Origin of the sequence: Bradyrhizobium diazoefficiens USDA 110 (assembly GCF_000011365.1) — a bacterium.
Taxonomy (GTDB): Bacteria; Pseudomonadota; Alphaproteobacteria; order Rhizobiales; family Xanthobacteraceae; genus Bradyrhizobium; species Bradyrhizobium diazoefficiens.
Window position 1 is genome coordinate 3,747,482 of record NC_004463.1, and the last position, 18,266, is coordinate 3,765,747.

The 18,266-nt window shown below is 65.3% G+C and carries 16 protein-coding genes; 8 read left to right on the plus strand and 8 right to left on the minus strand.

Annotation, left to right across the window (positions count from 1 at the left end):
- Window positions 1-2: 2 nt before the first annotated feature.
- The 7 genes from BJA_RS16775 to BJA_RS16805 form a co-directional block, all read right to left on the minus strand.
- Window positions 3-2,219, minus strand: coding sequence for an ABC transporter permease (locus tag BJA_RS16775; protein WP_011086166.1), 2,217 nt, complete (start codon window positions 2,217-2,219; stop codon window positions 3-5).
- On the minus strand, window positions 2,212-2,994 hold the full coding sequence (locus BJA_RS16780; RefSeq protein ID WP_011086167.1) for an ABC transporter ATP-binding protein: 783 nt from the start codon (window positions 2,992-2,994) through the stop codon (window positions 2,212-2,214). The genes BJA_RS16775 and BJA_RS16780 overlap by 8 nt, the downstream gene beginning before the upstream one ends.
- A complete protein-coding gene (locus BJA_RS16785) occupies window positions 2,987-4,069 on the minus strand; it encodes a branched-chain amino acid ABC transporter permease (protein WP_011086168.1) in 1,083 nt (360 codons plus the stop codon). The genes BJA_RS16780 and BJA_RS16785 overlap by 8 nt, the downstream gene beginning before the upstream one ends.
- Before the next feature lies 1 nt (window position 4,070).
- On the minus strand, window positions 4,071-5,081 hold the full coding sequence (locus BJA_RS16790; RefSeq protein ID WP_011086169.1) for a branched-chain amino acid ABC transporter permease: 1,011 nt from the start codon (window positions 5,079-5,081) through the stop codon (window positions 4,071-4,073).
- A 190-nt stretch (window positions 5,082-5,271) separates the two neighbouring features.
- Window positions 5,272-6,099 carry a helix-turn-helix domain-containing protein gene (locus BJA_RS16795; RefSeq protein ID WP_011086170.1) on the minus strand — a complete coding sequence of 276 codons (828 nt, stop codon included), beginning with the start codon at window positions 6,097-6,099 and terminating at the stop codon, window positions 5,272-5,274.
- A 123-nt stretch (window positions 6,100-6,222) separates the two neighbouring features.
- Window positions 6,223-7,473, minus strand: coding sequence for an ABC transporter substrate-binding protein (locus BJA_RS16800; protein ID WP_011086171.1), 1,251 nt, complete (start codon window positions 7,471-7,473; stop codon window positions 6,223-6,225).
- 236 nt (window positions 7,474-7,709) lie between these two features.
- Window positions 7,710-8,468 carry an SDR family NAD(P)-dependent oxidoreductase gene (locus BJA_RS16805; RefSeq protein WP_011086172.1) on the minus strand — a complete coding sequence of 253 codons (759 nt, stop codon included), beginning with the start codon at window positions 8,466-8,468 and terminating at the stop codon, window positions 7,710-7,712.
- A gap of 168 nt (window positions 8,469-8,636) precedes the next feature.
- On the opposite strand from BJA_RS16805, the gene BJA_RS16810 reads away from it, so the two are divergent.
- The 6 genes from BJA_RS16810 to BJA_RS16835 are packed head-to-tail and all read left to right on the plus strand — an operon-like array spanning window position 8,637 to window position 14,502.
- Window positions 8,637-9,896, plus strand: a complete 1,260-nt coding sequence (locus tag BJA_RS16810) for an extracellular solute-binding protein (RefSeq protein ID WP_038965989.1) — start codon at window positions 8,637-8,639, stop codon at window positions 9,894-9,896.
- 2 nt (window positions 9,897-9,898) lie between these two features.
- A complete protein-coding gene (locus BJA_RS16815) occupies window positions 9,899-10,840 on the plus strand; it encodes a carbohydrate ABC transporter permease (RefSeq protein ID WP_011086174.1) in 942 nt (313 codons plus the stop codon).
- A complete protein-coding gene (locus tag BJA_RS16820; RefSeq protein ID WP_011086175.1) occupies window positions 10,833-11,681 on the plus strand; it encodes a carbohydrate ABC transporter permease in 849 nt (282 codons plus the stop codon). Before BJA_RS16815 ends, BJA_RS16820 begins: the two co-directional genes overlap by 8 nt.
- Window positions 11,682-11,703: 22 nt before the next feature.
- Window positions 11,704-12,801 (plus strand): Gfo/Idh/MocA family protein, encoded by a 1,098-nt coding sequence (locus tag BJA_RS16825; RefSeq protein ID WP_011086176.1) that lies wholly within the window; start codon window positions 11,704-11,706, stop codon window positions 12,799-12,801.
- A gap of 10 nt (window positions 12,802-12,811) precedes the next feature.
- The gene (locus BJA_RS16830) at window positions 12,812-13,456 is read left to right on the plus strand and encodes a ThuA domain-containing protein (protein ID WP_011086177.1); all 645 of its coding nucleotides are present in this window, start codon (window positions 12,812-12,814) and stop codon (window positions 13,454-13,456) included.
- Window positions 13,453-14,502 (plus strand): LacI family DNA-binding transcriptional regulator, encoded by a 1,050-nt coding sequence (locus tag BJA_RS16835; protein ID WP_011086178.1) that lies wholly within the window; start codon window positions 13,453-13,455, stop codon window positions 14,500-14,502. Before BJA_RS16830 ends, BJA_RS16835 begins: the two co-directional genes overlap by 4 nt.
- Before the next feature lie 56 nt (window positions 14,503-14,558).
- Here BJA_RS16835 and BJA_RS16840 read toward each other — a convergent pair whose 3' ends face one another.
- Complete coding sequence (locus tag BJA_RS16840; protein ID WP_011086179.1) at window positions 14,559-15,437, minus strand: IclR family transcriptional regulator; 879 nt, start codon at window positions 15,435-15,437, stop codon at window positions 14,559-14,561.
- Window positions 15,438-15,605: 168 nt separating this feature from the next.
- On the opposite strand from BJA_RS16840, the gene BJA_RS16845 reads away from it, so the two are divergent.
- Both BJA_RS16845 and BJA_RS16850 read left to right on the plus strand, forming a co-directional pair.
- Window positions 15,606-17,240, plus strand: a complete 1,635-nt coding sequence (locus BJA_RS16845; RefSeq protein ID WP_063713265.1) for an MFS transporter — start codon at window positions 15,606-15,608, stop codon at window positions 17,238-17,240.
- Between the two features lie 60 nt (window positions 17,241-17,300).
- Window positions 17,301-18,266, plus strand: coding sequence for a nitrilase (locus BJA_RS16850; protein ID WP_011086181.1), 966 nt, complete (start codon window positions 17,301-17,303; stop codon window positions 18,264-18,266).

Here is an 18,266-nt window from a genome sequence, read left to right on the forward strand (position 1 = left end):
GGTCACCTCGCTAGTCTCCGGCGCGCCCCGGTGCGGCCGAACAGCGTTCGGAACGCAGCTGCGATGGTCGAGGCGAACTCGGGATCGTTGATGTTTCTGGGGACGCGAATGAGCTGACGGTTGCCAGTCTGCCGCACGGTGCGTTCCAGGGTGCGGAACAGCGCGGCGTCGGCATCCGGATCCCAGAACGGCTGACCACGGGTATCGAGCGCGGAGACGCCGCCCTCGGGCAGGAAGAAGCGCACGGGCCCGTCCATCTGGTTCAGCTTTTCGCCGATCCAGCGGCCGATGCGCTCGTTCTCCTCGGCGGTGGTCCGCATCAAGGTCACCTGCGGATTGTGAACGTGGAACTTGCGGCCCCGGTAACGCTCCGGGATGGTGTCGGGCGCGCCGAAATTGACCATGTCGAGTGCGCCGACCGAGCCGACATAGGGCGCGCGCGTGCGGATGATCGCACCGAAACGATCCTCGGTCGCGGGAAACACGCCGCCCATCAGGAGGTCGCAGACTTCGGTCGTGGTCAGGTCTATGACGCCGGCGAGCTGGCCGGTCTCGACCAGCTTCTCCATCGAGCGGCCGCCGACGCCGGTGGCGTGGAAGACGAGGCACTCGAAATCCTCGCGCAGATCGGCGGCGATTCTCTGCACGGCCGGCGTCGTCACACCGAACATGGTGATGCCGATCGACGGCAGGCTGGCGGCGGTCGCGCGCTCCCTGGCTTCGCGCTGATCGAGGCGCGCCTTCACCATGCCGGCGATGGCATTCGCACCGTTCGAGAGCACCGCGCGCGAGATCGCGTTGAGCCCCTGCACGTCGGTGACCGAATACATCATGGTGATGTCGGCGGGCCCGACATAGGGCCCGACATCGCCGGAGGCGACGGAGGAGATGATCAGCTTCGGCACGCCGACGGGGAGGGTACGCATGCCCGGCGCAACGAGCGATGCCGCACCCGAGCCCCCGGCCGTGATCACGCCGGCGATATTGCCTTGCCGCCGCAGCCAGTTGGCGAACGCATCCGCCATCGCGGTGACGGCGGCGCCGCGGTCCGGGCCGAACACGGCCGAGCCGCCGCGTCCGTGGTTCAGCGCGATCTCCTGCGCGGAGACATCGCAGCTCGCGTGCCTGCCGCTGGTGGAGACGTCGACCAGGCGTGTGCGCAGGCCGCTTCCCGTGATGATGTCGCGGATGAAGCGCAGCTCGGCGCCCTTGGTGTCGAGCGTGCCGACGACCAGCACCACCGGCGGTCCGGATGCCTGCGCGGTCGCCGGCTCGCGCTTGCGCCGCGCGGTCTCGTCGAGACGCGCAACCTGCGTCGAGAGCGCGCGTGCGGCGGCTTCGATCCGTGCGATCGGGACCGGTTGGGACCAGCGCGTCGGCAAGATGGGGTTGGAGATGTAGATCCGGATCGGCCCGCTCGGGCGCGACGGCTGCGGAGCCGGCTTCGGCTCACTGCCGGCAGCGGGCGCGTCGGTATCGGGCTCGAGCGTCGCATGCAGTCCGACACCGAGCAGGCGCTGCTGGAGCTCGCGATCGGCGGCAAGCCGCGCCGAATCGATGATGCGGTTGATGCGGCCGTTGACCATGATCGCGACATTGCGCGAGATCGCGGTGGCGACGCCGATGTTTTGCTCGATCACGAGCACGGCCATGTCGCCGTCCTCGCCGAGCCGCAGCAGCATCTCCTCGACCTGCGCCACGATGACGGGCGCAAGCCCCTCGGTCGGCTCGTCCATGATCAAGAGATGCGGATTGGTGAGCAGCGCGCGCGAGATCGCGAGCATCTGCTGCTCGCCGCCGGACAGCTGGCCGCCGCCATGGTCCTTGCGCTCGGCGAGGCGCGGGAAGGTGTCGTAGATGCGCTCGACTGTCCAGGCGCCGGATCGCATGCTGCCAGCGAGCCGCAAATGCTCGTCGACGCTGAGCGAGCGCCAGAGACGGCGACCCTGCGGCACATAGCCGACGCCGAGGCGGGCGATGTGGGCCGGCGAGCGCCGCGTGATGTCCTCGCCGCGGATGCGGATCGACCCGCCGCTCACCGGCACCAGTCCCATGATCGCCTTGCACAGCGTGGTCTTGCCCATGCCGTTGCGGCCGACGACGGAGAACACGCCGCTCTCCAGCGCGAGGTCGACGCCTTGCAGCGCGTGCGAGTGGCCGTAGTAGACGTCGAGGCCGCGGACCTCGAGCGCGGCGGCTGTGCGGCGGACCTCATTCATGGCCGCCTCCGAGGTAAAGCTCCTGCACCTCGGGATCGGACTCGATCTCCTGCGGCAGGCCTTCCTTGAAGACGCGGCCGTTGTGCATCATCGTGACGCTCTCGACGACGCGCAAGGCGACGTCCATGTCGTGCTCGATGATGATGTAGCCGATATGGGCGGGCAGCGAGGTCAGGATCTCGATCAGCTCCTGCCGTTCGGTCGGCGACAGGCCCGCGGCCGGTTCGTCGAACAGCACGAAGCGCGGGGCGCCGGCGAGCGCGAGCGCGATCTCGAGCTGGCGCTGCTGGCCATGCGCGAGCTCGGCGACGCGCTGGTCCTTCACCGCGGTCAGGTGCACGGCCTGCACCAGGTTGTCGGCTGCGTGCATCAGGGCGTCGTTCTGTCCCGGGCGCAGGAACGAGAAACGTCCGCGCGAGATGCCGCGGCAGGCGAGATAGACGTTGTCCTGCACGGTGAGGCCGGGGAACAGCGCCGAGATCTGGTAGGTCCGGCGCAGCCCGCGGCGGATGCGTTCATAGGGCGGGAAGTGGGTGACGTCCTCGCCGAAGAAGCGGATGGTGCCCGAGGAGGGCGGAAAGTCGCCGGTGATGCAGTTGAACAGCGTGGTCTTGCCGGCGCCGTTCGAGCCGAGCACGGCGCGCCGCTCGCCGGGACGCACGGTGATGGTGACGTCGGTCAGCGCCGCCAGCGCGCCGAACAGGCGCGTCACGCCGCGCAGCTCGAGCGCGGCGCCGGCGCCGACGGCGGAGAGGCGCTGGGCGACGCTATCCATGGCCGCGCGCTCCGCCCGAACGGCCCGTCGTAGGGCGAGGGCTCTGGCGCCAGCGCTGCCACAGGCCGATCACGCCGTCCGAGGACCAGAATACGATGGCGAGGAAGCCGAGCCCGATCAGCAGCCGGAAGCGGTTGCCGTCGAGCCCGAACTTGATCAGGACATCGAGCGCGAAGGTGCGCAGCAGCACGAAGATCAGCGCGCCGATGAAGGGACCGATCGGGCGCGTGATGCCGCCGACCACGGCGATGATCAGCACGTCGATGCAGGCGCCGACGCTGACCGAACCCGGCGAGATCTGGCGGTAGTTCCAGACCTGGAGCACGCCGGCGAGCGCGGCGACGAACGACGCGAAGGCGTAAGCCGCGACGCGGTGCGCATTGACGTTGAAGCCGAGCGCGGCCATGCGCCGCGGATTGTCGCGCACGCCTTGCAGCGCCAGGCCGAACGGTGCGCGGGAGATGTAGTCGACGGCGAAGTAGCACAGCGCGGCAACCGCGAGCACGATATAGTAGAACGGGATGTCGGCGCGCCAGTTGACGCCCCAGAAATGCGGCGTCGCGACGGTGTTGATGCCGGTGTGGCCGTTGAAGATCGCCCAGTTCTGGTTGGTGAAATAGTAGAAGGCCGCGCCGATCGCGAGCGTGATCATGATGGTGTAGATGCCTTCGGTGCGGACGGCCAGCGCGCCGCCGAGCGTGCCGAAGACGGTCGCGAGCGCGAGCGCCACCGGAACCGCGAGCCACCACGGCCAGCCGAGGCTGATATTGGTGTTGGCGCTGACGCCGAACACGGCGACCATGTAGGCCGCAAAGCCGGCGATGGTGAGCTGCATCAGGCTGACCATGCCGCCGTAGCCGGCGAGGAACATCAGGCTCAGCGCCATGATGCCGAGGATCAGCGTGGTGGCGAAGATCTCGATCAGGAAGAAGCCGTTGGCGATCAGCGGCATGATCAGGAGGAGGACCGCGACGATCCAGGCGGCGGGATTGTCGATCTCCGGCCATGCCCGCGCGGAACGCTCCGCCAGGTCGGCGGGGCGGACGGCAACGCGGGCGTCGTGGGCGAGGGACATGTCAGCGCCTCGCCAGGAGGCCCTGCGGCCGGATTGCCAGCACCAGCACCATGATCAGAAAGGTCACGACGATGGCGTAGGTCGGGATGTAGACCGAGCCGAGCTGCTCGGCGAGGCCGATGATGAGCGCACCGAGCGCCGCACCGGGGATCGAGCCCATGCCGCCGACGATCACCACCACCAGCGAGGCCAGCAGGAAACGAATGTCCTCGCCGGGGGACAGCGACTGGAAGGTGCCGCCGACGACGCCAGCGATGCCGGCGAGCCCGGCGCCGAACGCGAACACCAGCACGAAGACGAGCTGGATGCGCACGCCGGTGGCGGCCAGCATGTCGCGATCGTCGACGCCGGCGCGGATGATCATGCCGATCCGGGTGCGGTTGAGCGCGAGCCACATGCCGACGCCGATCACGACGGACGCCGCGAAGATCACCAGCCGCACCACCGGATATCGGAGATAGACCGGCTCGCCCGAGGATTTCACCGCCGTGATCAGCGGCAGGTCCACGGGCCCGATCAGCCAGCTCGGGGTCTGGATCTGGTAGAAGTCGCCGCCGCAGGCCCAGAGCATCAGGTCGGCAAACACGATCGAGAGCCCGATCGTCACCATGGTCTGCCTGAGGTCCTGGCCTTCCATGCGCCGGAACACGATCACCTGAAGCAGCACGCCGACCAGTGCAGTCAGGACGAAGGCAACGATGAAGCTGAGGAGCCAGGAGCCGGTGGCTGTGCTGATGGCGTAGCCGACATAGCCGCCGAACAGATAGAGAGAGCCGTGCGCCAGGTTGACGTTGCGCATCAGGCCGAAGATCAGCGTGAAGCCGCTCGCGACGAGGAAGTAGAGCCCGCCGAGCGTGATGCCGTTGAAGACGGCGTTGAGGAAGACGCGCTTGCGCCCGATTGCCTCTTCGAGGCCCGGCGGCCAGACTGCGAAGATCAGCCACAGCGCGATGGCGATCGCGATGATCGAGATCAGCGCCCAGGCGGGATGGCGTTCGATGAAACGGCTCATTTGCGCCGCCCGCTTGTCCAGGCGCCGCGCCGAAGCTCCACCGAATGCAGGTCAGACAGCCTTGCAGCGGCTGCTCGCCTCGCCATGAACGTGCGCTCCCGTCGTCGCGACCATCTGGGGGTCGCGTTGCGCTCATCCTAGCCGGGCTTTAAGTGCGACATTTGATCGTGAGTATCTTTTCGCGCGGCGGTCAGGCGCGCAAGACCTTGGCGGCGCGACGATAGTCGGTCGGAGCCATCCCCACATTGGCGGCGAAGAAGCGGGTGAAGCCGCTCTGCGAGGAGAAGCCGAGATCGAAGCCGATATCGGCGATCGGTGCCTCGCTGGCGACCAGCGCTTCGAGCGCCTGTTCCATGATCAGCGTGTTGAGATAGAGGTTCGGCGTGACGCCGGTCTGGACGCGGAACAGCCGGTAGAAGTGAGGTCGCGACAGGCCGGACTCGCGCGCGATGGTGTCGAGCTCCATCTCCGCCCCCGGACTCTCGGACATCAGCTTGATGCATTTGCGCACGCGGAAGTCGGTCACGGCGCCGCTCGCCCGCGCATCGCGTACGGTCTCCGCCTGTTGCCAGCTTTCATCATAGCAAATGTCGATCAGCCGCCGGAGCTCGGAATCGAGGCTGGAGAGCGATGGTGCGCCGCACACCAAGGCGGCTGTTCGCCGGATGTGCTTGTCGAGCGCGACAGTGCGCTTGAACTGCGTGCGGCCGAAGCGCAGCCGGTCGGTGCCCGATGCATCGGGCGCAAACCATTCGGGATTGACATAGAGCACGAAGAAGATCGCGCCGCCGTCGAGGTCGGTCGGCAGAAAATTGTGCGGCTCCCAAGGATTGACGGCAACGACCGAGGTTTCGTTGAGATCGTAGTGGCCGGCGGAGACATCGATGCATGCGGGCATGCCGCCGACATGGAAGATCAGATGACCTTCACGATGCGCGTGGATATTGAAAGGGCGGTTCAACTGATAAACCGTCGCCCGACCGAACCGGCCGTGGAAGACGGCGAGCGCACGGCTCATGCCTTCCCTCCCGAATGTTCTTGTCTTTTTAGCCAGCGTTCAACAACGCCGCCGAGATTGCAAGAGCGGAGAGCGCCCGCGTCAGCAAGTCGCTCCCCGCTCGTCTGATGCCGATGTGATGCGTCAGTATTTCTTACATTCCGGCACAGTGCGGCTCGGCAGCCCGATCTTCGAGAACACGGCCGGGTCGTAGCCGAGCGTCTGGTTCACGTTCGGGATCACCTTCACGACCTTGCTGAACAGCGCGCCCTTGCCATCATCGACGACTTCGGTGACGAAGTTGGTGCCGATCGCCTGACGATTGGAGTCGAGCTTGATCTTGCCGTTCGGCGCGTCGAGCTCGATCTTCGCCAGCGCAGTCCTGAACTTCGATTGGTTGTCGCTGAGATCGCCATTGACCTCGCGCAGCGCCAGGATCAGGGCCATCGTCGAGCCATAGTAATTCGTCGCGAGCAGTGACGGGCTTGGGAAGCGCTTGTTGGGCGGGAAGGCGTCCTGATAGGCCTTCACGAACTTCTGCCAGCCCGGATCCTCCCAGGTATCGGCCTGGCCGCTCGCTGCGATGGTGCCGATCAGCGCGTTCTTGGCATTCCCCTTTGACGACAGGATGGTCTGGTCGATCATGATGGAACCTCCCATCAGATGCGCCTTGCCGCCGGCCTGCTGATACTGATTGAGGAAGTTGACGGCGTCCGCCCCGCCAAGCCCAAGATAGATGGCATCGACATCGTCGGGCAGCGCGGCGATGACGGAGGCAAAGTCCTTGGTGCCGAGCGGAACCCATTGCCGGTTGGTGACCTGGCCGCCGGCGCCGCAGAACTCGAGCACGAGGCCGAACACCTGGGTGTAGATGAAGGAATAGTCTTCGCCGACGGTCGCGATCTTGCGATACTTCTTGTCGTCATAGGCGTATTTGCCGAGGCCGACCTGCCACTGCGCGCCGTCCATGTTGTAGCGGAAGAAGTTCGGGGCAGGATCGACATAGGTCGTTTCCTGGGCGCCGGATGCCGCATTGATGAACGTCAGCTCGGGATGGGTCTTCGCAAAGTTCTTCACCGCGATACCCTCGTCGCCGGAGAGCGGCGACAGCAGGATCTGCACCTTGTCCTGCTCGATCAGCTTGCGGACGGCGCGCACTGCCGAATCCGGCGTCGCGTCGGTCGATGCGACGATGAATTCAAGCTCCTTGTCGCCGATTTTCTTGCCCAGCACGTTGAGTGCCGTCTGGTGGCCGCGCATGCCGTCCTCGCCCAGCACCGTGTAGGTGCCTTCGAGGGTTGCGGTCACGCCCACCTTGATCTTTTCCTGGGCGATCGCCGCGCTCGAAAGAAACAGGCTGCTCAGCGCAAGCAGTCCCACACCGCATTTCGACATTGTGCTCCTCCCTGTGTCGTCGCTTTGTTGCCGCGCCGAACCGGGCGCGACGCCCGTGGCTCTCGAACGGCCCGCGGCTTTGGAGGGAAGCTAGCTGAAGTCGAATGCGGTGCCTGCGTGGGCGCCGCGTCCGGTTTGACGGGCAGTCTCATTTTTGAATGTTGCGGCGCAAGTGGTTTTGCAGTGCAATCGGCGACCGTGCCGCGCCCTGATGCACCCACCAACCCTAGGGCATCTCACACCCAGCCGCCATCCACGACGTAGTGCTGCGCGGTGCAGGCGGAGGCCTCGTCGGAGGCGAGGAAGACGGTGAATTTCGCGACCTCGTCCGGCACCAGCCGGCGCTTCAGGCACTGTCGCTGCTGCAGTTCGATCTCGCCCGCCGGCGTCATCCATTTCTCGAGCTGGCGCTCGGTCATGATCCAGCCCGGCGCGATCGCGTTCACCCGAATATTGTAGGGACCGTAGTCGCGGGCGAGGGAGCGCGTGAGACCGACGACGCCCGACTTGCTGGCCGTGTACGCCGCCATGCCGCCCTGTCCGGCCATCCACGACACTGAGCCGAAATTGATGATGGCGCCGGCCTTCGCCGCCTTCATGTCCGGCAGCACGGCTTGCGCGGCGAAGAACTGGTGCTTCAGGTTCACCGCGATGCGGTCGTCCCAGTATTCCGGCGTCATCTCCTCGGTGTTGTGCCGTTCGTCATGTGCGGCATTGTTGACGAGGATGTTGATCGCGCCGTGCGCTTTGCGCGCCGCCGCGACGCCGGCGCGCAACGCGGCGATATCGGTCAGGTCGACGCGCTGGAAATGCGCAGCCAAACCCTGATCGGACAGCTCGCGTGCCAGGCGTTGGCCCTCGTCGGCCTTGATGTCGAAGAACACGACATTGGATTTCTGCTGCGCGAAGCGCCGCACGATCGCAGCGCCAATCCCCGATGCGCCACCGGTGACGAGAACGACCTTGTCGGCAAGGTCGGAATAAACGGCGGCCATGGGCACCTCTTTTTCTTGTGTTGCGGGCGGTGCAAGGCGCCGCCCAGTTGTCCCGCCAACCTTAGCCGCTTCCGCCGTGAGGTCCATAGATCAGAATTTTAGTTGCGCACCTCAAAAATCGAAGGCAGGATTGCAGCCAAAGAATAAGAGCCGATCGGGAGGGATGTGATGAGACTGCTCGGGAAGCTGGGACTCGCCGCTGCCGCATGCCTGCTTTGGGCCAACTCTGCCGCAGCCGACACGACGGTCAAATGGCTCCACATCGAGGCCAATCCGGCCCAGGTGAAGATCTGGGAGGAGGTCGCGCGCGCCTATGAGGCGTCGCATCCGGGCGTCAAGGTCGAGATGCAGTTCCTCGAGAACGAGGCCTACAAGGCCAAGCTGCCGACCATCCTGCAATCCAAGGATCGGCCGAACATCATCTACAGCTGGGCCGGTGGCGTCCTGAAGGCGCAGATCGAAGCCGGCGTCCTCGACGACATCACCGATTCCGTGAAGGGTTACAGCGACAGCCTGACGCCGGCAGCGCTCGCTGCCTTCACCAGCAATGGCCGCGTCTATGGACTTCCGACCGCGCTGTCGCAGGTCGGCTTCCTCTGCAACAGGGAACTGATGGCCAAGGCGAAGGTCGATCCCGCGGGGATCAAGAGCTGGGATGATCTGCTTGCCGCCGTCAAGACGTTGAAGGCCGCAGGCGTGACGCCGATCGTGGTCGGCGGCGCCGACAAATGGCCGTTGCACTTCTATTGGACGCATCTTGCCGTGCGCATTGGCGGCAAGCCGGCCTTCGACGCGGCGCTGCGCGGCGAGAACGGCGGCTTCGCCGGCGAAACCTTCCAGAAGTCCGGCGAGCTGTTCAAGCAGCTCGTCGATCTTCAGCCGTTCCAGAACGGTTTCCTGGGCTTCAAGAATCCGCAGGCCGTCGGCTATTTCGGCGACGGCAAGGCCGCAATGACGCTCGCCATCAGCACCGTCTATCATCTGCAGCGCGCGCTCGCCGCCGACAAGGTGGGCCTCTCCGAGGACAAGATCTGCTGGTTCGACTTCCCGGTCGTCTCGGGCGGCAAGGGCGCGCCGACCGACACGCTCGGCGGCATCACCGGCTGGCTGATCACCAAGGGCTCGCCGAAGGAGGCGGTCGACTTCCTGAAATACTTCGTCTCCAAGGACGTACAGACGCGGCTTGCGGCGGGCAATTTCATCATCCCGGTGGTGCAGGGCGCGGATGCCGGCCTCAACAATTCCTTCATGAAGCTGATCGCGGCCAATCTGGCGAAGTCGAACTATCACCAGAACTTCTACGACCAGAGCCTCGGTCCCTCGGTTGGCCGCGTCGTCAATGACGTTACTGCCGAAATCGCCGGCGGCAGCATGAGCCCGCAGGACGCCGCGAAAGCGATCGAGGCGGCCTGGAAGCAGGGTAACTGACGGTGGCGCGACCGATCGCGAGCGCGCCGGCGATGAGCGTTGCGCAGACATCGGTCTCGCCGACGGCGGTGCGCGGCCCCGGCTGGGACGGCCGCTTCACGGTGCTGATCCTGTTCCTGCCGCCGGCGCTGCTGTTGTTCACGCTGTTCGTGGTGGTGCCGATCGGCGAGGCGGCCTGGTACTCGGCCTTCAACTGGAACGGCTTTGGCCGGCCGACCAACTGGATCGGCTTCGACAATTACCGCTTCGTGCTGGAGACGCGCGCCTTCTGGCTCGCGTTGCGCAACAACGGGCTGATCATCGCGGTCTCGCTGCTGATACAGCTGCCGCTGGCGCTCACGCTCGCCTTGATGCTCGCCGAGCGTTTCCGCGGGGCGGTGGCGCTGCGCATGCTGTTCTTCATGCCCTATATCCTGGCCGAGATCGCAACCGGGCTGATCTTCTCGTTCGTCTACGACGGAGACTACGGCCTGGTCGCTTCGATCTGGCGCACCTTCGGCGCCGAGCCGCCGCATCTGCTGGCCTCGACCGACACGGCGATGCTGGCGGTGCTGATCGTCATCGTATGGAAGTATTTCGGCTTCCACATGATGCTGTTCATCGCCGCGCTTCAGGGCCTCGACAAGAGCCTGGTCGAGGCGGCCACCATCGACGGCGCGACGCGCTCGCAGACGCTCCGCCACGTCGTCATCCCGTTGCTGTATCCGACCATCCGGCTCTCGGTGTTCTTCGCCATCATCGGCTCGCTGCAGCTGTTCGATCTCGTCATGCCGCTGACGCGCGGGGGACCGGCGGATTCCTCCAACACCATGGTGAGCTTCCTCTACAACAACGGCATCTCGCGCATGCGCGTCGGCTATGGCAGCGCCATCGGCGTCATCCTGTTCGTGATCTGCGTGACCTTTGCCTTCACCTACAAGCGATGGTTCATGCGCGATGAATGACGCCGAGCCCGCCCGTATTCCGTTCGATCCCGCCATCCTGTTCAAGGCGCTGTTCCTCGCCGTGATCGCCGTCTTCGTGCTGGTGCCGCTGCTCGCGACCCTGCTCGGCGGCTTCAAGTCGCTCGGTGAGCTGCGCGTCAATCCGTTCGGCTTGCCAAGGCACTGGGAATGGCAGAACTATGCCGACATCCTGTTCTCGGCGCGCTACTGGCAGCTGCTCCGCAACTCGCTGGTCATCTCGACGCTCGCGGTGACGCTGACCCTGATCGTGGCTTCGATGGCCGCGTTCACCTTCGCTCATGTCAGGTTCTACGGCTCATCGATGCTGCTGAGCTACCTGACGCTCGGCCTGCTGTTTCCCGCCGCGACGGCGGTGTTGCCGCTGTTCATCAAGGTGCGCGATCTCGGGCTGCTCGATACGTATTTCGGCGTCGCGCTGCCGCAGGTCGCATTCAGCCTGGCCATGAGCGTGCTGCTGCTGCGGCGCTTCTTCAAGGACATTCCCTATGAATTGCTCGAAGCCGCGCTGGTGGACGGCTGCAGCTACATCAAGTTCTTTCGCTACGTGACGCTGCCGCTGTCACGGCCGATTCTTGCCACCGTCGGCACCATCACCTTCGTCAACAGCTGGAACGCCTATCTGCTGCCGCTGGTGATGCTCAACACCGATGCGCTCTATCCCTGGCCGCTCGGTATCATGGTTTATCAAGGCGAGTATTCGTCCGAGTGGCACCTGATCCTGGCCTTCATCACGCTGACCATCCTGCCGACGGTCATTCTCTTCCTTCTGGCGCAGAAGCACATCGTCGCCGGCCTCACCGCAGGCGCGGTCAAGGGATGAACGGAATCTCACGGAGATCACAATGAGAAGAATAGGCGTCGGAATCATCGGCTGCGGCAACATCAGCACCGCCTATCTGAAGGCGGCCCAGCGCTTCCCGGTCATGGAGGTCAAAGCGCTCGCCGACATGCGCAGCGATGCCGCGGAGCGCCAGGGCGCGGCCTTCGGCCTACCGGGGATGCGGGTCGATCAGTTGCTGAGGCGCGACGACGTCGAGATCGTCATCAATCTCACGGTGCCGCTCGCCCACACCGACGTCAGCCTCGCCGTGCTCAATGCCGGCAAGCATATCCATTCCGAGAAGCCGCTCGGCATCAACGTCGCGGAGGCGCGCAAGGTGATCGATCTCGCGGCGCAGAAGAACCTTCGCGTCGGCTGCGCGCCGGATACGTTCCTGGGCGGTGGACACCAGACCGCGCGCAAGCTGATCGACGACGGCGCGATCGGCACGCCGGTTGCGGGCAGCGCCTTCTTCGGCTGTCCCGGCCACGAGCGCTGGCATCCGGCGCCAGGCTTCTATTACCTGCGCGGCGGCGGGCCGATGCTGGACATGGGGCCGTATTACATCACCGATCTCGTCCAGCTGCTCGGCCCGGTCGCGAGCGTGATGGGCTCGACCGCGCGTCCGAAATCCGAGCGCGTGGTGACCAGCCAGCCGATGAACGGCACGCTGATTCCGGTCGAGGTCTCGACCCATGTGGCGGGCACGCTCGAATTCGAGAGCGGGGCGGTCGTCTCGATCGCGATGAGCTTTGATGTCCCGAAGCACCGGCACGCGCCGATCGAGATCTATGGCGACAAGGGCAGCATGCTGGTGCCGGACCCGAACCGCTTCGGCGGCGAGGTGCAGGTCGCGAGGACCGGCGGTGAATGGGAGACGGTGCCGCCGACGCACGGCCATGTCGACGGCGAGTTCCGCTCGATCGGCGTCGCCGACATGGCCGCCGCGATCCTGAACAACCGGCCGCATCGCGCCAGTGGTGCGCTCGCCTTCCACGTGCTGGAGGTGATGGAGGCGTTCCAGACCTCCGCCGACGACGGGCGGCGCGTCAAGATCGAGAGCCGCGTCGAGCGGCCGGCGATGCTGCCGGCCGGACGCGAAACCGGACAGATCGACTGAGGACAGAAACATGCGCAAGGCAATGATAGTTTGGGGCGGCTGGCCGGGACACGATCCGGATCTCTGTGCCTCGATGATCCGCGGCTGGCTGAAGGCGGAAGGCTTCGAGGTGCGGATCGAGACCACGACGGCGGCATTCGCCGATCCCGCGATTCACGATCTGTCGCTGATCATCCCGATCTACACCATGTCGAAGATCGAGAAGGCGGAAGCGCTCAATCTCTGCGCGGCGGTGCGCAGCGGCGTCGGGCTCACCGGCCATCATGGCGGCATGTGCGACGCGTTCCGCGATTCCGTCGACTACCAGTTCCTGTGTGGCGGGCAGTGGGTCGCGCATCCTGGCAACATCATCGACTACAAGGTCGACTTGACGAAGCCGGACGACCCCATCATGAAGGGTCTGAAGAGTTTCGAGCATCGTTCAGAGCAGTATTACATGCATGTCGACCCCGCCAACGAGGTGTTGGCGACGACGACCTTCACCGGCGAGCACGCGCCCTGGATCGAGGGCGTGGTCATGCCCGTGGTGTGGAAGAAGCGCTACGGCGCGGGCAGGGTGTTCTACTCCTCGCTCGGCCACCGTGCCTACGAGCTTGACGTGCCGGAGATCCGAACGCTGATGACCCGCGGCATGCTGTGGGCGGCGCGCGAATGACAGCCGGCGCGGCGCAGCCGGTGCTTCGTGCCACGCTCGAGGATGTCGCGCGCGCGGCGGGCGTTTCGCTCGCCACCGTCGACCGCGTCGTCAACCGGCGCGAGGGCGTGCGCGCCAAGACGGTTGCGCGCGTCGAGGCCGCGGTGGCAAAACTCGGCTATCGTGCCGACGTCGCGGCCGCGCGGCTTGCCCGCGGCCAGACGTTCCGCTTCGCGTTCGTGCTGCCGACCGGCAGCAACAGCTTCATGACCAACCTGACCGAGCAGGTCCAGCGCACCGCGGACTGGCTCGCCGGCCAGCGCGGCTTCATCGATATTCTCCATGTCGACGTGTTCGATCCGGACGTGCTGGCCAGCGCGCTGGAAAACTTGTCGCCGGCCTATCAGGGCGTCGCCGTCATCGCGCTCGACCATCCGAGGGTACGCGCCGCGATCGACGAGCTCGCAGGCCGCGGGGTCGCCGTGGTGACCCTGGTGTCGGACGCGCCGAGCTCGCGCCGCCTGCACTATGTCGGTATCGACAACCCGGCCGCGGGGCGGACCGCGGCCACGCTGATGGGACGCTTCCTCGCCGGCAACGAGGGGACGGTCGCGGTGATCGCGGGATCGTTGTCGCTGCGCGATCACACCGAGCGGCAGTTCGGCTTCCACCAGATCCTGTCCAGCGAGTATCCGGATTTGCGCGCGCTCCCGGTCATCGAGGGCCGCGACGACAGCGACCGAACGCGGAAGCTCACGGCCGCGCTGCTGGCGCGCCATGCCGATCTCCGCGGCATCTATTGCTGCGGCGCCGGGAACCGTGGCATTGCTGATGCGCTCGAGGCCTCGGGACGGGCGCGCGAGGTGGTCTGGATCACCCATGAGCTGACTCAGTATACGCGGCGCTTCCTGGTCCGCGGCACGCTCGACGCCATCATCAACCAGGACCCCGGCCACGAGGCGCGGTCCGCAGCGCGCGTCCTGCTCGCGCATTGCTCGGGTGAGCCCATCAGCCCCGACCAGGAACGCATCCGCATCGACATTTTTCTGCGGGACAATCTGCCGTAACTGCGAGCTCTGATGCGCGGCCGCTGCTCTCGCCCGATCGAGCCGGCGAGGGCGGTTCAGCCTCCGCCTTGCCAGCCGGCGGTCGCGGAGAGGGCGCGCGCGTGGGCGCTCAGGGCCGTCGCTGTCGGACCTTTCAGGTCATCGTCGAGAATACCGATGGGTCCCATCATCGTGATGGCCGCGATCATGAACCCGCCCTGGTCGAAGATCGGCGCGGATAGGGAGGTGAAGTTCGGCAGCAGCGCGTCACGACAACGGCTGATGCCGTCGCGCCGGATCGTGTCCATCATCTCCTCCACCTCGGCCTTGGTGGTTGGCGCGTCATCGACCCGCGTCTCGCGCGAGCGTTCCTCCTTGAGCTCCTGATCCAGCATCTCGCCCGTCAGCGAGCGCGGCAAATGTGCAAGAAAGTTTCGCCCCAGCGCGGACCGCAGCAGGCTCAGGACGCTTCCGACGCGCAGCTCGATGATGGGCCGGCTGGCTCCGCCCTCGACGCGATAGATGATGGTCGGTCCGCGATTGCCCCACACGCCGAGAAATACGGTGTGGCCGATCGTCGTTGCGAGTTCGGTCATGGCCGGCCGCGCGACGGCGAAGACGTCGAATTGCTCGATGGCCGCCATGCCGAGCTTCAATGCGTAGGGGCCGAGGGCATAGCAGCCGGTGTCGCTCTCCTGTCGGACGATGCCCACCGCCTGAAAGCTCACGAGATAATAGTGGACGTTGGCCGCGGACATTCCGGTGTTGGCGGCGATCATCTTCAGCGGCACGGGCCGCATTTCGGTCCTGAGGTAGTCGAGGATCTTGAAGCCGATCTCGATCGACTGAATGCCGCGCCGTCCGGGCCGTTCCGCCTTGGTGGTCTTGCCGGGTTTGGCTCCTCGTGCGGATGCGGGCGCCGGATCCGGCGGACGGGGTCGGCGCGGCTTCTTCACTGAAAATCCTTATAGATCAGGGTGTTACGGCGGGTGTCGTGCTGGCGCATTATTGGGCGCGTCGCGCCGGATATTCAAGCTTGCTGTATTTGACGACATCATATGTATATGACTAAATAAAATTGCTTGAAGCGGGGCTGGGTTTGGCCGCGAAACAGGGGAATGACGATGGATGCACGAGCGACGGCGGTACCCGCCGACCAGAATCTGACGCGCAGCGAGGAGCGGCAGGTCGTTCTCGCCTCGACCCTCGGCACCGTGTTCGAGTGGTACGACTTCTTCATCTACGGCTCGCTGGCCGTGTTCATGAGTTCGGTATTGTTTCCGCCGGACAACCCGACCGCCGCCGTGCTTGCGTCGCTCGGCGCTCTTGCGGCAGGCTTCGTGATCCGGCCGATCGGCGCAGTGGTCTTCGGCCGCATCGGCGATCTGGTCGGTCGAAAATATACCTTCCTCATCACCATCGTGATGATGGGCGGCGGCACGGCCTTGATCGGCTTCCTGCCCACCTATGCCAGCGTGGGTCATGCTGCATGGATCTCGCTGGTCATGCTGCGATTGATCCAGGGCCTCGCGGTCGGCGGCGAGTATGGCGGTGCCGTCATCTACGTTGCGGAGCATTCGCGTCCGGACCGGCGCGGGCTTCTGACCGGCTGGATCCAGATCACATCGTCGGTCGGGCTGGCGCTCTCCATCGCGGTCATCATCGGCACGCAGAGCGTCATGAGCGAGGCCGACTTCAAGGCCTGGGGATGGCGCGCTCCCTTCATCATCTCGATCGCGATGCTGGCGTTCTCGATCTACGTCCGCGCCAAGCTGCATGAATCGCCCGTCTTCACGCGTCTCAAGGCCGAGCGTCGCCTGTCCAGGAGCCCGGTCAGAGACACGTTCGCCCGGTGGTCCAGCCTTCGCCTGGTGTTGATCGGGCTGTTCGGTGTGACCGCGGGGATGGGGTCCACTTACTTCACCGGCCAGTTCTACGTGATGATCTTCATGCAGCAGATCGCAAGGATCGACCTGCAGACATCCTATACCCTGATGGCCATCGGCCTCGTCATCGGTGCGCCGGCTTTCGTTTTCTTCGGTTGGCTGTCCGATCGGGTCGGACGCAAATGGCTGATGATGACGGGTCTCGTACTTTCGGCGCTGTGCTACCGGCCGATGTTTTCGTCGCTGCTGGAGGCAGCAAATCCGCAGCTCGTGGCCGCGACCCGCAGTGCGCCGGTGACGGTGCACGCCGACACCACCAGCGAAGCATGCCGGTTCGGCCTTGCGGCCGCATTGCTGAGCTCGCATGGCGATCATGGCAAGCCTTGCGTCCAGGCCAAGAAGCTGTTGATCGGAAGCGGCATCAACTTCAGCTATGCCGCCCCGGTCGATGGCCAGGCCGTAGCCATGACGGTCAACGGCAAGACGATTGCCGGATACGATGCGGCGGCTTATCGCAAGGCCCTGTCCGAGGCGGGTTACCCCGCCAAGGCGGATCCCGCGAAGGTGTCGTCAGCCTACATCGTCTTTCTGCTGGTCGTCATGACCGTCATCGTCGCGATGGTCTATGGGCCGGTGGCGTCGTTCCTGGTCGAGGTGTTTCCGGCCAACATCCGATACACGGCACTTTCGTTTCCCTACCACATCGGCGCCGGCATCTTCGGTGGCTTCCTGCCGTTCTTTGCAACCTATCTTTCGCTCGCGGTCGGCGACGTGTTTGCGGGGCTCTGGTATCCGGTCGTCATTTGCACGGTCGTCGCCGTGATCGGATCGATCATGCTGCCGAACAGGCCGCAAATCGAGACGGATCACTGAGTATGACATGCCGGCGGGCCGCAGCAGCGGCCCGCTCTCCGTTTCCGTGCCCGGGATGACATGATGGATAGCAACCGACCGAACACCTACAAGGCGGCCGTCGTTCAGGCCGCGTCAGATCCGACAAGCTCGCTGGTGTCGGCGCAAAAGGCGGCGGCCCTGATCGAGAAGGCCGCTGGCGCCGGCGCGAGGCTGGTCGTTTTCCCTGAAGCCTTCATTGGCGGCTATCCCAAGGGAAATTCGTTCGGCGCTCCCGTCGGCATGCGCAAGCCCGAAGGACGCGAGGCGTTCCGTTTGTATTGGGAGGCGGCCATCGATCTCGATGGCGTGGAGGTCGAGACGATCGCTGCGGCGGCCGCCGCAACCGGTGCCTTTACCGTCATCGGCTGCATCGAGCGAGAGCAGGGCACGCTCTACTGCACGGCGCTGTTCTTCGACGGGGCGCGTGGGCTCGTCGGCAAGCACCGCAAGCTGATGCCGACTGCGGGCGAGCGGCTGATCTGGGGTTTCGGCGACGGCTCGACCATGCCGGTGTTCGAGACCTCGCTCGGCAATATCGGCGCCGTGATCTGCTGGGAGAACTACATGCCGATGCTGCGCATGCACATGTACAGCCAGGGCATCAGCATCTACTGCGCTCCAACCGCGGATGATCGCGATACCTGGCTTCCGACCATGCAGCATATCGCCCTGGAGGGACGCTGCTTCGTCCTGACGGCCTGTCAGCATCTCAAGCGCGGCGCCTTCCCGGCGGACTACGAGTGCGCGCTGGGTGCCGATCCCGAGACCGTGCTCATGCGCGGCGGCAGCGCCATCGTCAATCCGCTCGGCAAGGTGCTGGCGGGTCCATGCTTCGAGGGGGAGACCATCCTGTATGCCGACATTGCGCTCGACGAGGTGACGCGCGGCAAGTTTGATTTCGACGCCGCGGGGCACTATTCCCGTCCGGACGTTTTCCAGCTCGTCGTCGACGATCGACCGAAGCGGGCAGTATCAACCGTCAGCGCCGTTCGCGCGCGCAATTGA

What these genes read in the sequence shown, in the direction of transcription:
- BJA_RS16835 (WP_011086178.1), top strand. Translation starts at nt 13,453, where the DNA reads ATGACAGCCGGCGCGGCGCAGCCGGTGCTTCGTGCCACGCTCGAGGAT.
- BJA_RS16800 (WP_011086171.1), bottom strand. Translation starts at nt 7,473, where the DNA reads ATGTCGAAATGCGGTGTGGGACTGCTTGCGCTGAGCAGCCTGTTTCTT.
- BJA_RS16785 (WP_011086168.1), bottom strand. Translation starts at nt 4,069, where the DNA reads ATGTCCCTCGCCCACGACGCCCGCGTTGCCGTCCGCCCCGCCGACCTG.
- BJA_RS16780 (WP_011086167.1), bottom strand. Translation starts at nt 2,994, where the DNA reads ATGGATAGCGTCGCCCAGCGCCTCTCCGCCGTCGGCGCCGGCGCCGCG.
- BJA_RS16795 (WP_011086170.1), bottom strand. Translation starts at nt 6,099, where the DNA reads ATGAGCCGTGCGCTCGCCGTCTTCCACGGCCGGTTCGGTCGGGCGACG.
- BJA_RS16845 (WP_063713265.1), top strand. Translation starts at nt 15,606, where the DNA reads ATGGATGCACGAGCGACGGCGGTACCCGCCGACCAGAATCTGACGCGC.
- BJA_RS16830 (WP_011086177.1), top strand. Translation starts at nt 12,812, where the DNA reads ATGCGCAAGGCAATGATAGTTTGGGGCGGCTGGCCGGGACACGATCCG.
- BJA_RS16810 (WP_038965989.1), top strand. Translation starts at nt 8,637, where the DNA reads ATGAGACTGCTCGGGAAGCTGGGACTCGCCGCTGCCGCATGCCTGCTT.
- BJA_RS16805 (WP_011086172.1), bottom strand. Translation starts at nt 8,468, where the DNA reads ATGGCCGCCGTTTATTCCGACCTTGCCGACAAGGTCGTTCTCGTCACC.
- BJA_RS16850 (WP_011086181.1), top strand. Translation starts at nt 17,301, where the DNA reads ATGATGGATAGCAACCGACCGAACACCTACAAGGCGGCCGTCGTTCAG.
- BJA_RS16790 (WP_011086169.1), bottom strand. Translation starts at nt 5,081, where the DNA reads ATGAGCCGTTTCATCGAACGCCATCCCGCCTGGGCGCTGATCTCGATC.
- BJA_RS16820 (WP_011086175.1), top strand. Translation starts at nt 10,833, where the DNA reads ATGAATGACGCCGAGCCCGCCCGTATTCCGTTCGATCCCGCCATCCTG.
- BJA_RS16775 (WP_011086166.1), bottom strand. Translation starts at nt 2,219, where the DNA reads ATGAATGAGGTCCGCCGCACAGCCGCCGCGCTCGAGGTCCGCGGCCTC.
- BJA_RS16825 (WP_011086176.1), top strand. Translation starts at nt 11,704, where the DNA reads ATGAGAAGAATAGGCGTCGGAATCATCGGCTGCGGCAACATCAGCACC.